This is a genomic window from Sorangiineae bacterium MSr12523 (assembly GCA_037157775.1).
Taxonomy (GTDB): domain Bacteria; phylum Myxococcota_A; class Polyangia; order Polyangiales; family Polyangiaceae; genus Pendulispora; species Pendulispora brunnea.
Window position 1 is genome coordinate 11,002,618 of the sequence record CP089982.1, and the last position, 13,278, is coordinate 11,015,895.

Below are 13,278 nucleotides of genomic sequence, written 5' to 3' on the forward strand. Positions count from 1 at the left end.
GGACGATGCCGAACCGGCGAGAAAGGAGCACGCGTATGCTCATCTCCGTCGGTGTGGTGATAGCTCTCGCCGCATTTTGGGAGGCGGCAAAGGCTCTGTTCGATATCCCCGTCCACAAGCTGCCCCACATTCATCAGATCTTCGCCGAGTTCTTTCGCGAGAGCGGGGATGGGCAGTGGATGCTCAGCATCATGCTGGAGAACGCGGGGGTGACCGCGGGGGAGGCGGCCATTGGCTTCGTGCTCGGCGGGGTGGCGGGATTCGGCTTGGCCCTGGCCTTTGCGCGCTCGTCGCTCGTCGAGCGGGGGCTACTTCCCTACGTCATCGCCTCGCAAACGGTCCCCATCTTGGCCATCGCGCCGATGGTCGTCGTGTGGCTGGGTACCTCGTGGGTCAGCAAGGCGGTCATCGCAGCGTATTTGACGTTCTTCCCCGTAACCATCCACGTGCTGCGCGGGCTCAAGTCGGTCGAGCGCGATGCCGTCGCCCTCATGGAATCGTACGCGGCCACCCCGGCGCAGATCTTTTTCAAACTGCGCCTGCCCGCGTGCTTGCCGTACCTGTTCACCGCCCTGCGCATCTCGGCGACGGCCAGCGTCATCGGCGCGGTCGTGGGCGAGTTGCCCGTGGGAAGCCAATACGGCATGGGCGTGGTCATCATCAACGCCGCCCAATATTACAACTGGCGCCCGGCCAACCTGTGGAGCGCGATCTTGATTTCGGCTTTGATTGGTATTGCCTTTTACGCGCTCGTCGCCTTGGCGGAGCGCCTGATTGTCACGTGGAAGCCCCTTTCTTCCGATGCTTCCGAGGGTGAGGCCACGGTATGAGTTTCGTGATCGAAGTCGATGGCGTCAGCAAATTGTATGGCAGTGGCAAAAGCCAGGTTCGCGCCTTGGTCGATGCGACCTTGAAGATTGCCCCGGGCGAATTCATCTCCCTGATTGGCCCCTCGGGATGCGGCAAATCGACCTTGCTGCGGCTCATTGCCGATCTGCATCAGCCCACGCACGGAACGATTCGCATCAATGGCAAGTCCCCGCGCCAGGCCCGGCTCGATCGCGAGTTCGGCATGGTGTTCCAATCGCCGGTGCTCTACGAGTGGCGAACGGTTTTGCGCAACGTGCTTTTGCCGCTCGAGATCATGGGCGTGCCCGCCGCCGAAGCGAAGGAAAAGGCGCGGGCGATGTTGCGGCTCGTGGGGCTCGGCGCCTTCGAGAACCACCACCCGTGGCAGCTGTCCGGCGGCATGCAGCAGCGCGTGGCCATCGCGCGGGCACTCGTGTTCCACCCGCCCATTTTGATGATGGACGAGCCCTTCGGCGCCTTGGACGAGCTCACGCGCGAGCGCTTGAACAACGAGCTTTTGAATCTCTGGCAAAGCCAGGAAAAGTCGACCGTGGTGTTCGTCACTCACAGCATCCAGGAGGCCGTGTTCCTGAGCAGCCGCGTGGTGGTCATGTCCCCGCGCCCCGGGAAGATCGAGACCATCGTCGACATCGGTCTGCCGCGCCCGCGCACCGGCGAAATGCGCGATCAGCCGCGCTTTTTGGAGCTGGTGAAGCAAGTGCGCCAGGCGTTGCGCGAGGACGAACCGCTTGCCGTAGGGGCAGGAGCATGAAGAGCAACTGGATGCGGGAGTACCTCCCCGCGGCATTCATGTTCGTATTGGCCATCGCCGCGTGGGAGGTGCTGGTGTGGGCGCTGCACATCCAGTTTTATCTTTTGCCGGCGCCGCACGTCATCGTGGAGACCTTGACGGAGCATTATCCTTTGCTCGTCGAGGCAGGGCTTTTCACGTTTCAAGAAGCCCTGATGGGATTTGCCCTCGGGTGCGGGCTCGGTGTGCTGGCCGCCGCCGTCGCGAGCCGATGGCCCGCCGCGTCGGAAATCGTGCTGCCCTATGCGATTGCCACCAGCGCAGTGCCGGTGATTGCACTCGCACCGCTGGCCATCGTCTGGTTCGGCGTGGATCAAGGGTCCAAGGTCGCCATCGTCACCATGATGACGTTCTTTCCAACGTTCATCTCGGCGTTGCGTGGCTTTTTGAGCCCCTCGGCATCGTCCGTCGAGCTGATGCGTAGTTATGCCGCGTCGGACGTGGAAATCTTCCTGAAATTGCGACTTCCCGCGAGCTTGCCGTACATTTTCACGGCCTTCAAAGTGTGCACCACGCTGTCGATGATCGGCGCGGTGGTAAGCGAATACTTCGGCGGACGCGCCGCGTCGCTCGGTGTGTACATCAAGAGCCAAGCGAGCCTGTTTCACACCCGAGAAGCATGGGCCGCCATCTTCGTGGCGTGCGCATTGGGGATAGCCTTTTACTTATCGATGGCATTGCTGGAGCGACTAGTCGTACCGTGGCACGTCACGTTCCGGCGGAACTAACGTCGCAGGCGAAAATACCGGAGGGAGTACGCTATGAGTCGAGGATCCATTTTGTTGGCTGCATCGGTCGCGTTTGGCGCGATGGCCTTGTCGGCCGCCGGATGTTCCAAACAGGACAAGGCGACCGGTGAGAGCAGCAGCGCGGTCGACAAAGGTGACAAGGTTCGCCTGCAGCTCAAGTGGATGACCCAGGCCCAATTCGCTGGATATTACGCGGCCAAAGCCAAGGGCTTCTATATGGAGGAAAAGCTCGACGTATCCATCCTTCCGGGCGGCCCGGACATCGTCCCCGAGCAAGTCGTCGCCGGCGGCGGCGCGGAGTTCGGAATCGATTGGCTCCCCAGCCTTCTTTCCGCGCGCGAGCAGGGCACGCCGCTCGTGAACATTGCCCAAGTGTTTCAACACAGTGGCATGCGCGAGGTGGCCTTCAAGACGTCGGGCATCAAGACGGCCGCCGACTTGAAGGGCAAGAAGGTGGCCGTGTGGTTCGGCGGCAACGAGTTCGAGTTGCTCGCGACCTTGGACAAGTACGGCGTCGACCGCAACAAGGACGTGACGTTGGTGCAGCAGCCGTTCGATATGAACCTGCTGGTCACGAAGCAGGTCGAGGCCGCCGCCGCGATGACCTACAACGAATACAAGCAGGTGCTCGACACCGGCGTAAAGCCCGACGACCTGGTGGTCATCGACTTCAATCAAGAGGGCACGGCCATGCTCGAAGACGGGATTTTCGCCCGCGAGGATTGGCTGGCCAAGGATCCGAAACACAAGGACATCGCCGCACGCTTCCTGCGCGCGTCGCTCAAAGGCTGGGCGCACTGCCGCGACAATGCGAGCGAGTGCGTCGACGTCGTGCTGAAGCAAAGCCCCACCCTCGGCAAGGATCACCAGGCGTGGATGATGGCCGAGGTCAACAAGCTGGTGTGGGGTCCGCCGGCGGGCCCGGAGCCGGGCTTGATGGACAAGGCGGCGTTCCGGCAGACCGCGGACATTGCCTTGAAGTTCAAGGTCATCAAGAAGCCCGCCGAAGACAGCGCCTTCACCCACGAGGTCTGGGAGCTCGCGAAAAAGAAGTAGCGCGGGGCGCTCTAGATCTGCCGGCGGATCTGATCGGCCAGCGGATGCAGAACCCCCGCCGACGTGCGGCCGACGAGGCTGTAGCCCATACCTTTGTCGGCCCACGCGAAGCCGTTGACCTCGCCCACCGTGTGCTGCGACATCGGGCTGTCCTGCTCGAGGACCATCGGCCGCACGAGCATCACCAGGCGCGTGCCGTGGTCGTCGTCGTACATGAAGAGGCCCGCGGGCCCATGCGACGTGGCCACGAGCCGGCCGCCCATGAAGCGATACCCGGCTTTGGCGAGATCCGGCACGGCGATGCGGTGCTGCAGGCGCTGCGACACCCAGCCGAGGAGCTCCTCGCGGCCGTCGGCGCGGATCTCGACGGGGCGCACGGGATCCGGTTCGTAGACCGCGTAGCTCTCGGCGGCCTCGCGCGCCAACGACGCGACGCCCGCCGATCCCGGCACCACCGCGTCGTGCAGCGACCAGCCTGCTGCACCGCCCAAGGCGAGAAGAAAGACGGACACCGCCGCGAGCCGCCACGAGCCCGCGTACGAACGCCGCCGCGCTTCCATCAAGCGCGCGAGATGGAGCCGGGGCGGAATCGGTTCTTGGGCCACGGGAGCGAACGCTTCACGCAAGGCGTCGCGCTGATGCGAATAGCCCTCGACGCGCTGCGCGATATCCGGATGACGGTCGAGGTATTCGTTCACCTCGGCACGCCTCACCGGATCGAGCGCCTGGTCGACGTACGATTGAAGATCTTCTTCCGTGATCGGACGGCTCACGTTCATTTGATCCTCCGCAAATTCGAAGGGTGCTCCACGGGCGGCGCGGCGTCGCCCTCCATACTTCGTAACAACTTATCGCGTGCGCGCGACAAGCGCGACATCACCGTGCCGATAGGAATGCCCAACACTTGAGCCGCGTCCGCGTACGAGAGCTCCTCGACGGAAACCAGAAGCAGCACACTGCGTTGCTCTTCCGGTAACTCCGCGAGAGCACGCACCAAATCGCGATGGATCCATTGGTTTTCGTGCGTTGCGGGGGCATGCGTCATGGCTGACTCACCCAGGTCGTCATCCACCGGGCGTCGCACCTTCTGGCGCAGGCGGCTGATCACCAGGTTGTGCAGAATCGCGAATACCCACGTTCGGGTGTCGCTGTCGGCGCCCCGTTCATGCCAATGGGCGATGGTGCGCTCCAGGCAATCCTGCACGAGATCGTCCGCGAGCACGGCATCGCGCACCAGCGCCCGCGCATAGCGGCGCAACGCAGGAATCAATGGCTCGACCAGGAGCATGATGTCTGTCATGGATCCACCGCCGCCCAATCATCACGGCACCTGCACGCGCGCCGCGACGCCGATCCTCCTCACTGTACCGAGGCACGGACGAGATCGCGACGTTGGATCTCGCGCTCCGCTTGCAGCACCCGACGGATGGGCCCTAGTTGGACACCTGAAGCAAAGCCCGAGATGTGCCCCCTGCCCCACAACGCCAGGCGGCGCGTCATCGGCACACATGCAATCAAGTTGCATTAGAATCGGGTGTGCGGCTAAGGTCCGGCCGGTGAGTTACACGATGGTGGAGACCCCTGATGGGCTCGACGGGATCCTCGACGCGGGAATCAACGTCGCGATTTGGCGGCGCAGCCTCTCGAAACCGCTTCGAGCCTGGCTGCAGGACATCGCGTCCGTGCAGCCCTTTTCGGTGCAAACGGTTCTCGATGCGCGCGCGCCGCAATGGGAGCCGCTGCTCGCGCCGCTTCCCGAGGGCGCCCGGCGTGTGGAGTTGCAGCAGGATATTCGGCTGCTCTTCGAGCGATTCGTCGGGCTCACGCACACGAGCGCGGTGCGTGCGTCGTTGGCGGTGGTCACCACGAACAACTGCGGCAAGTTCCACGTGGACTACGTCGGACTGCGCCTCTTGTGCACCTACGCGGGCCAAGGCACCGAGTGGGTGCCCGAACACGCGGTGAACCGCTCGGCGATGGATCGACCGTGGGACGACCTCGCCACGATCAACCGCGCCATCGTGCCCGATGCGCGGCGCGTGCGACGAACGCAACCGGGGCAGGTGCTGCTCTTGAAGGGCGCGAAATTCCCCGGCAACGCCGCCCACGGCGCCGTACATCGGTCGGCGCCCATCGAACATCGCGGTTCACGCCGCATCGTTCTCGTGTTCAACGAGGCCTGAAGCGTAGTAGGCATTCCAGCCAATGAACGACGTCGCCGCGCGCATGGATCGATTGCCCATCACGCGGACGCACCGCATGGCCACGTTCGCCGTCGGGCTCGGCCTCTTCTTCGACGTGTACGAAATCTTTCTCGCGGGTGTGCTCAGCCAGGTGCTGGTGCGTGATTTCCACATGCCCAAGGACTGGCTCCCATGGCTTCTCGGCTCGGGTTTTCTCGGCATGGCCATTGGCTCCAGCACGCTCGGGCGCCTGGCCGATCGCGTGGGACGCCGGCGTGCATTCTTGCTCGGCCTCTGGGTCTATTCGCTGTTTTCTTTGGCCGGGGCGTTCAGCACGGGGCCGGTCATGCTCCTGGTGACGCGCTTTCTCGCCGGCATTGGCATCGGCGCAGAGCCTCCCCTCGCCGATGCGTACATGGGCGATCTGCTGCCGGCCAAGGAGCGAGGCCGCTACACGGCGTGGGCCTACACGTTGGCCTTCTTCGGCGTGCCCGCCGTCGGCTTTCTCGGGCACGGCCTGACGCCGCTCGCGCCATTGGGCATTGCCGGTTGGCGGTGGATGTTCGTCCTCGGCGCGCTGGGTTCGATTATTCTCTATCCGTTGCGGCGGCGCCTCCCCGAGTCACCGCGCTGGCTCGAATCGGTGGGGCGGCACGACGAGGCGCGCGAGCTCGTGGCACGCATCGAGGCCGAGGCCACGGGAGCGCTCCCCGAGCCGGAGGCGAGCCGCGGTGCCAAGCCCGAGGAGATCGGTCGGCTGCGCGATCTTTTGGTGCCGCCGTGGCGCCGCCGTCTGGGTATGATGACGATGTTTCAATTGCTGCAGCCGTTTGCCTATTATGGATTCGGCACGCTCGTACCGCTGGTGCTCACGGCGAAGGGATATCCCATGAAGTCGCTGCAGTTCAGCGCCGTCACGTTTCTTGGATATCCCATTGGCTCCGTGATTTCTCTTCCCATCATCGAGCGCTTCGAACGCAAATACGTGGTCGCGGGCGCCCTCACCTTGATGGCCATTTTCGGTATTGCCTTTGGCACTGCGGCGTCCACCGCCTGGGTGCTCGTTCTAGGATTTCTCTACACCACGACGAGCAACGTCTTTTCCAACGGCTACCACATCTACCAGGCCGAAATTTTCCCCACCAAGCTTCGCGGCGCGGCCTGCGGGTCCACCTACGCCCTGTCGCGAATCTCCAGCGCGGCCATGCCCTTCGTCCTCGTCCCCATCTTGGACGCACACGGTCCCGCCGTTCTCTTCGTGGTGGTCGCCTCGGTCATCGCGCTCAACGCGTTGAACATCACCGTACTCGGCCCCCGCACCACCGGCCGCGCCCTGGAGCATATTTAGCAATCCACCGTTCCGGACCTATGGAAGATAAGCGCGCAAACGTCGACTGATTTCGAGGAGGGTCGAACGCGGTACGGTGCCCGCTGGTTTTGGATCGAACCGGTCCCACGGCACGGCTCTGAGCAGATGCACCATTGCAAATTCGTCGTCGACGGGGATCGCGAGAGGGTGCGCCTGCTCGATGAGCGGGCAAACGATCACGGTTTCCGCTTGGGCGAGAATGCTCGATTGAAGCACGAGGAATCGTTCGCGCTTGCCTTTGACGAAACCAATCGGACGTGTCGAAACGAGGACGTCGCCGCGTTTAGCCATGCGCCTTTTCCCAAAGAGAGAGGATTCGGCGGTCCAGGGCGCGATCCTTGTCGGTCATCGCGGCCACCATTTCCTCGATGCGCCTGCGCTCGCGGACCTCGAGAGCCTCCTCGACGAGTTCACGAAGGATCGTGGCCTCGGTGCTCTTGGCACTCGTAGCCAATCGCTTCACACGGGCGCGCACTTCGGGCGTCAGGCGTACCATCGTTCGAGCGGTTTTCATCCTACCCATCGTAACATGAGCAACATACGAAGCATCAATTCTGTTGCTCGGTCCGACATCGCGAATGGCGGCGGTGCGGTCGCGGGCCCGCAGGCATTGCATGCGTATCGCGGCTTCGAGCGGCACGGCCTCGGAACCGTCGGGGCATCGCGCGATTTAGCCCGGCGCCTACTTCAGCGCGCTCTTCGCCTGTTCCGGTGGTTTCGTCTTGGTCAAATCGTCCATTGCCACCTTGGTGACCTTGCCCAGTTTCACCTTGATGGATCGCTCTTGGCGGAGGGTTCCCAATTCGGCCACCACCACGTGATGGCCCGGATCGAGCTCGATGAGGTCCCCGTCTTCGTAACCTTGGGGCAACGGCTCTTCGTCGACGGAGATCTTCGAGCCTTGGGCTGCCTCGACGAGAATGCCTCCCAGCTTCTTGCGCGCTTCGGCGAGGCGCTTGCTCGCGACCTTCTTCTTTTCCTGGGTCACCGAAGGGTCTTTCAACGCGGCGTAGGTGTGCAGGTGGCGGGCGGCGTCGAGGTTTCTTCCCGTATCCAATTCGGATAAGGCCAGATTCCATAGAATCTTTGGGCTCGGATAAATCGTATACGCCTGTTTGAACGCGAGCCATGCGCCGGCCACGTCCCCCACGGTGTGGCGCTTCACGCCCTCTTCCTGACGAGCCTCGGCCTCCGCACGGAGCTTCTCCATCGTATCGTCGCCGTGCGGCTGGCACTGCACACCGATATGGCCCGCGGCCGTCGGCGAGAACGTCTTCAGCACTTGCAGCCGGCTGGCCAGCCGCCCGAGGCCATCGATCGAGGCGAGAAGCACTTCGCTATCTTCATTGTCGCGGGCCTGGTTCACCGCGGCGATGTAGTCGTTGAGAGCCTCGCACGGATATTTGAGCTGCTCTTCACAAAGGGCGATGTGAAAGCGGATGCTCGGGGTCATCTTGATCGCGCCGGCGCGCTGAAGCTTCTCGCGTGCGCCCGCCCAGTTTTGGGCTTCTTCGTCCTTGATGGCATCGGCAAAGAGAGTGCGCGAGGTCTCCAGATCGATCTCCGAAGCCCCCGCCGCCGTCGCCGGGGGCCCTGCCGCGGGGGCGTGCTTCACGCAGCCCGCGATGGCCAGCGTGGCCAGCACCAAGGAAACGAGGCTCGATCCCGAGGAGAAGCGTCGCTTGTCGTGTGTCACGCGCTGGCGTTCGGGCATCGCGGCTACCCCTCCGAAGATACTTCTTTTGAATTGCGCGGAAAGTGACAGGTGAAGCTTATCCCGACGAAGCCGAAAAAACACAATTTTAAATGGGTAAGGACCGCGCCGACGCCGCGCAAGATGCGCCAGTGGTCACTGCGCTATCCGCGGACGCCCCGGCCTCGTCGCGCGTTCAGGCTTTCAGTGAGAACGGAGTGAAGTCCGTGGCCCGATCGTAATAGTCCTCGTCCTCGGCGCGTTTGAGCCAGGCCACGATCCGGTAGGTCAATGGGGTAAACACCACTTCGACCCCCACTTTCAGCAGGAATTGCACGGCCATGATCATCGGCAATTTGTCGTCGGGGATGACACCGCTTCCGTAAAAAGCCAATGGATAAAAGAGGAGGGAGTCGACCGCCTCGCCGCAAAGGGTGGAGCCGATGGTGCGCATCCAGAGGTGTTTGCCCCCTGTCCGAATCTTCAATTTGGCAAGAACGTACGAATTGACGAATTCCCCACACCAATACGCCACCAGCGACGAAGACGCGGTACGCCAAGTCGAGCCAAAGGCAATCTCGTAGGCGTCTTGGTTCTTCCAGAACGGCGCCGGCGGCAACTTCACGATCACGAAGGCCATGAATGACGCAAAGGCAAGCCCGGCGAACCCCGCCCAGATGACGCGCCGCGATCGCGCAAAACCGTACACCTCCGTGAGCACGTCCCCGAAGACATAGGAAACAGGAAAGAACAGCGCGCCGGCACTGAAGGTAAGCGTTCCTAGAATGGGCGCATCGACCTGCGCAATCTTGGCCGGGCCAATGAGGTTCGAACACACGAGGATGATCACGAAAGCGACCATCACGAACTCGTAGTAGCGGTAGCTGCGGGGTGTGGGGCTGCGCATGGCCAATGTCGGGAGGTTTTCCAGCCCACCCGCGGCCGGGGGTCAAGAAGAAGCTGAAGCGAGCACGGGCCTCGAACGCGGGCTTATGTAGGTGCCTGAATGCGATGCCGAGCACGACCAGGATGAGCCGCGTCAGCCCGCCCAAAATGATGTAAACAGGGCCCACCATGAGCCGCATCTATCGATCGCTGCCCCCCGCTGGAACCCGAATTGGCCTCGCATTCTCGGGCGGATTGGACACGCGCGCCGCCGTCGCGTGGATGTCGCGCCAAGGGCTCGACGTGTTCGCGTACACCGCGGACCTCGCCCAACCGGACGAGAAGAACTGTGCGGATATCCCGCCCATCGCCACGGAACACGGCGCACGCGCGGCCAAGTTGATCGACTGCCGCGAGTCGATGGTGCGCGAAGGGCTCATCGCCATCCAATGCGGCGCCTTCCACCTGTCCTCGGGCGGCAAGAAATACTTCAACACCACGCCGCTCGGCCGGGCCGTCACCACCACGGCCATCGTGCGGGCCATGCGCGAGGACGGGGTCAACGTCTTCGGCGACGGCAGCACCCACAAGGGCAACGACATCCAGCGGTTCTACCGGTACGGCATCCTCGTGAACCCCGAGCTGCGCATCTACAAGCCGTGGCTCGATCCGGCGTTCGTCTCGGCCTTCGGCGGCCGCACGGAAATGAGCGAGTACCTCATCTCGCTGAAGCTCCCCTACAAGATGGGGACCGAAAAGGCGTATTCGACCGACTCCAACGTGCTCGGCGCCACGCACGAGGCGAAGGATCTCGAACGGCTCGACGTGGGCATGAACATCGTGGAGCCCATCATGGGCGTCGCCCACTGGAAGAAGGACGTCGCCATCGAGGCGGAGAAGGTCACCGTCGAGTTCGAGGCGGGTTGGCCCTCGGCCATCAACGGCGACCGGTTCTCGTCGTCGTTCGAGCTCTTTGCATTGTGCAACCAAATCGGCGGCCGGCACGGTCTGGGCATGAGCGACCAGATCGAAAACCGCGTCATCGACGCCAAGAGCCGCGGCATCTACGAGGCGCCGGGCATGGCGCTGCTGCACATCGCCTACGAGCGGCTTTTCTCGGCGATTCACAATGAGTCGACCACGGATCTCTACATGACCTTGGGCCGGCGCCTCGGGCGTCTGCTTTACGAGGGCAAGTGGTTCGATCCGGAGGCGATGATGCTGAAGGACGCGCTCACGCGCTGGGTTTCGCCGACCGTCACCGGGAAGGTCACCCTCGAACTGCGCCGCGGCGACGACTACACCTTGCTGGCCACGCAGGCGCCGCACATGTCCTACGATCCGGACAAGCTCTCGATGGAGAAGGTCGCGGACCCGGCGTTCACGCCGGAGGATCGCATCGGCGCCCTCGAGATGCAGAACCTCAACGTGGGCGACAACCGCGCGCTCCTTCTGCAGTGGATGAATGCGACCCACGGGCTCTCGGCCGGTGAGGGGGACAAGGTGATCGCGCTGCTGGGCGGTGGCACGGACGAGACGAAGTAACACTCCGCCAACGATTCGAGCGAGCTCCCGCCGGTCTTGCACCGGTCGGGAGCTTTTTCTTTACGGTTGAGCTTGTAAAAGATGGGATGACTGCCGCGGCCTCGAGTATGGAGGGGAAAACCCATCCCTTCCGCGAGGTCACCCATGAAGCATGGTTTCTCGAGGTATTTTCGCGCATTAGGCTCTTTGCCCGCGCTGCTCGGCGTGCCGCTGCTTTTCTACGGCTGTCAAAGCGGTGCCTTCACAGAGGACGAAGGCGCCATTCATCCGATGAATAGGTCGCAGGAGCTGGCGGCCAGTGGACCGGGAACCAACTACGCCATCGACGATCCCTTCACCGCGGCACGCACGGCGTGGTGGCGACAGGATCGCTTCGGGATGTTCATCCACTTCGGCGCGTATTCTCACTACGAGGGCGAATACACGTCGCCGAGTGGAAGCGTTTGCAAGAACGCCGAATGGATCAAACGGGAGTGCAACATCCCGATGAGCGAATACGAGCAATTCGCGAAGACGTTCAACCCGAGCGGGTTCGACGCCAATGCAATTGCGTCGTTGGCCGCCGATGCCGGGCAACGCTACATCGTCATCACCTCGAAGCACCACGAGGGCTATGCGATGTGGCCGACCAAGGTCAACACGTGGAACCTGAGGGACCACTCGGCATTCGACAAGACACGCGACATCTTGGCCGAGCTGAAACGTGCCTCGGATGCTCGCGGGGTCAAACTCGGCTTCTATTATTCCATTTGGGATTGGCACGATCCCGATTTTCCGAATGCATCGACGTTTCCCAAATACAAAGAGCGCATGTATGCGCAGTTGAAGGAACTGATCACCAATTACCATCCGGCGATTCTCTGGTTCGATGGCGAGTGGGACACGACCAATCCGTACAATCCCTGGAAGGCCGAGGATGGCGAGCAGTTGGAAGCGTACTTGCGCGATCTGGATCCCAATTTGATCATCAACAACCGGGTCGGAAAGCGGCGCGTGGCGGACGGCGATACGGGCACACCGGAGCAGGAGATTCCCAATGAGCCGGTGCTCGGTCAGTTGTGGGAATCGTGCATGACCATCAATGGGAGCTGGGGGTACGCGCGGCACGATCAAAATTGGAAATCGGTGACCGATCTGACGCGCAAGCTGACCACCATCGCGAGCCGTAGTGGCAATTATCTTTTGAACGTGGGGCCCGATGCGCTCGGGCGGGTGCCCGCCGAGGCGGCAACCAGGCTGCGCGGTATGGGCAGTTGGCTACGCGCCAATGGGCAATCGAATGCGGTGTACCAAGCGGAAAGCCCCGGCGTGGTGGACGAGCCTTCGTGGGGCGTGGTGAGCCGCCGCGGGAACAAGCTTTATGCATCGGTGTACAATTGGCCGGCGTCGGGCGGCTCGCTGACCTTGCATGCGCGGACATCGTTCAACGTGACGGGAGCGCGGGTGCTGGGCAGCTCGCAAACGGTGAATGCAACGCGCTCGGGCGATACCGTGACGATTCGCCCGAACGGCGGCCGCGTGGGCGATCCCACGGTCATCGAAGTGGGGATTGCCACGGCCGCCCCAACGCCGGCCGGGAGCGGCACGGGATTGTCGGCGCAATTCTGGCCCAATGCGAACTTCTCCGGCGAGCCGACCGTGCGCCGCACGGATGCGCGGGTCAATTACAATTGGAAATTCACGGGTTCGCCGGCGTCCCAGATCCCCGCGGAGACGTTCTCCTCGCGATGGACCGGGAGCATCGAGCCACGCTATTCCGAAGCGTACACGTTCATCGCGATGTCCGACGATACCGTGCGGCTGTGGATCGATGGGCAGCTGGTCATCGACAATACGTCGCCGCACGGGCCGCAGATCGATCGCGGGACGGTGACTCTCCAGGCGGGGCACCACCACACGATTCGTCTCGAGCAGACGGAGCGCGGCGGCGAGGCATCGATGAAACTGCTTTGGATGAGCCCGAATACCCCGCAGGAGATCGTGCCGGTGACCCAGCTCTATCCGTCGCCGTAAGCTTTCTTTCGGCGCGCTTTTTTGAAGTAGCAGATGGGAGCTCGGCCCGGGTCGAGCTCCCTTTTCATTGACAATTCACGCCGTGCGCTGGCGCAAGATGACGGGACAGGTAACCACACGTGAGA

At 62.8% G+C, this 13,278-nt stretch carries 13 protein-coding genes; 8 read left to right on the forward strand and 5 right to left on the reverse strand.

From position 1 onward, the window contains the following. The first annotated feature begins 35 nt into the window (after positions 1-35). From LZC95_43420 to LZC95_43435, 4 genes are read left to right on the forward strand one after another with little or no spacing between them, the layout of a single operon-like run. Entirely contained in the window at positions 36-830 is a 795-nt protein-coding gene (locus tag LZC95_43420; protein WXA93291.1) for an ABC transporter permease, read from the forward strand. Next, positions 827-1,621, forward strand: a complete 795-nt coding sequence (locus LZC95_43425; GenBank protein WXA93292.1) for an ABC transporter ATP-binding protein — start codon at positions 827-829, stop codon at positions 1,619-1,621. Before LZC95_43420 ends, LZC95_43425 begins: the two co-directional genes overlap by 4 nt. Then, on the forward strand, positions 1,618-2,388 hold the full coding sequence (locus LZC95_43430) for an ABC transporter permease (protein ID WXA93293.1): 771 nt from the start codon (positions 1,618-1,620) through the stop codon (positions 2,386-2,388). The genes LZC95_43425 and LZC95_43430 overlap by 4 nt, the downstream gene beginning before the upstream one ends. A gap of 33 nt (positions 2,389-2,421) precedes the next feature. Continuing rightward, on the forward strand, positions 2,422-3,465 hold the full coding sequence (locus LZC95_43435; protein WXA93294.1) for an ABC transporter substrate-binding protein: 1,044 nt from the start codon (positions 2,422-2,424) through the stop codon (positions 3,463-3,465). A gap of 11 nt (positions 3,466-3,476) precedes the next feature. Here LZC95_43435 and LZC95_43440 read toward each other — a convergent pair whose 3' ends face one another. Both LZC95_43440 and LZC95_43445 read right to left on the reverse strand, forming a co-directional pair. Continuing rightward, positions 3,477-4,238 (reverse strand): anti-sigma factor, encoded by a 762-nt coding sequence (locus tag LZC95_43440; GenBank protein WXA93295.1) that lies wholly within the window; start codon positions 4,236-4,238, stop codon positions 3,477-3,479. Positions 4,239-4,240: 2 nt separating this feature from the next. Further along, entirely contained in the window at positions 4,241-4,765 is a 525-nt protein-coding gene (locus LZC95_43445; GenBank protein WXA93296.1) for a sigma-70 family RNA polymerase sigma factor, read from the reverse strand. A 256-nt stretch (positions 4,766-5,021) separates the two neighbouring features. On the opposite strand from LZC95_43445, the gene LZC95_43450 reads away from it, so the two are divergent. Both LZC95_43450 and LZC95_43455 read left to right on the forward strand, forming a co-directional pair. Beyond that, positions 5,022-5,648: a DUF1826 domain-containing protein gene (locus LZC95_43450; protein ID WXA93297.1), complete on the forward strand. Its 627-nt coding sequence runs from the start codon at positions 5,022-5,024 to the stop codon at positions 5,646-5,648. A 22-nt stretch (positions 5,649-5,670) separates the two neighbouring features. Then, positions 5,671-6,996, forward strand: coding sequence for an MFS transporter (locus LZC95_43455; protein ID WXA93298.1), 1,326 nt, complete (start codon positions 5,671-5,673; stop codon positions 6,994-6,996). Positions 6,997-7,300: 304 nt separating this feature from the next. Here the strand turns inward: LZC95_43455 and LZC95_43460 are convergent, their stop codons facing one another. The 3 genes from LZC95_43460 to LZC95_43470 form a co-directional block, all read right to left on the reverse strand. Further along, positions 7,301-7,513, reverse strand: a complete 213-nt coding sequence (locus LZC95_43460; protein WXA93299.1) for a hypothetical protein — start codon at positions 7,511-7,513, stop codon at positions 7,301-7,303. 186 nt (positions 7,514-7,699) lie between these two features. After that, a complete protein-coding gene (locus LZC95_43465; GenBank protein WXA93300.1) occupies positions 7,700-8,731 on the reverse strand; it encodes a hypothetical protein in 1,032 nt (343 codons plus the stop codon). Between the two features lie 175 nt (positions 8,732-8,906). Continuing rightward, positions 8,907-9,617 carry a queuosine precursor transporter gene (locus LZC95_43470; GenBank protein ID WXA93301.1) on the reverse strand — a complete coding sequence of 237 codons (711 nt, stop codon included), beginning with the start codon at positions 9,615-9,617 and terminating at the stop codon, positions 8,907-8,909. Between the two features lie 167 nt (positions 9,618-9,784). Here LZC95_43470 and argG point away from each other — a divergent pair, with 167 nt between their 5' ends. After that, a complete protein-coding gene (argG, locus tag LZC95_43475; GenBank protein ID WXA93302.1) occupies positions 9,785-11,140 on the forward strand; it encodes an argininosuccinate synthase in 1,356 nt (451 codons plus the stop codon). A 144-nt stretch (positions 11,141-11,284) separates the two neighbouring features. Further along, positions 11,285-13,153, forward strand: coding sequence for an alpha-L-fucosidase (locus LZC95_43480; protein ID WXA93303.1), 1,869 nt, complete (start codon positions 11,285-11,287; stop codon positions 13,151-13,153). Positions 13,154-13,278: the final 125 nt, after the last annotated feature.

Bases quoted from the DNA above. Each gene is read 5' to 3' on its own strand.
- LZC95_43420 (WXA93291.1), top strand. From the start codon at position 36: ATGCTCATCTCCGTCGGTGTGGTGATAGCTCTCGCCGCATTTTGGGAG.
- LZC95_43425 (WXA93292.1), top strand. From the start codon at position 827: ATGAGTTTCGTGATCGAAGTCGATGGCGTCAGCAAATTGTATGGCAGT.
- LZC95_43430 (WXA93293.1), top strand. From the start codon at position 1,618: ATGAAGAGCAACTGGATGCGGGAGTACCTCCCCGCGGCATTCATGTTC.
- LZC95_43435 (WXA93294.1), top strand. From the start codon at position 2,422: ATGAGTCGAGGATCCATTTTGTTGGCTGCATCGGTCGCGTTTGGCGCG.
- LZC95_43445 (WXA93296.1), bottom strand. From the start codon at position 4,765: ATGACAGACATCATGCTCCTGGTCGAGCCATTGATTCCTGCGTTGCGC.
- LZC95_43455 (WXA93298.1), top strand. From the start codon at position 5,671: ATGAACGACGTCGCCGCGCGCATGGATCGATTGCCCATCACGCGGACG.
- LZC95_43460 (WXA93299.1), bottom strand. From the start codon at position 7,513: ATGGTACGCCTGACGCCCGAAGTGCGCGCCCGTGTGAAGCGATTGGCT.
- LZC95_43465 (WXA93300.1), bottom strand. From the start codon at position 8,731: ATGCCCGAACGCCAGCGCGTGACACACGACAAGCGACGCTTCTCCTCG.
- LZC95_43470 (WXA93301.1), bottom strand. From the start codon at position 9,617: ATGCGCAGCCCCACACCCCGCAGCTACCGCTACTACGAGTTCGTGATG.
- argG (WXA93302.1), top strand. From the start codon at position 9,785: ATGAGCCGCATCTATCGATCGCTGCCCCCCGCTGGAACCCGAATTGGC.
- LZC95_43480 (WXA93303.1), top strand. From the start codon at position 11,285: ATGAAGCATGGTTTCTCGAGGTATTTTCGCGCATTAGGCTCTTTGCCC.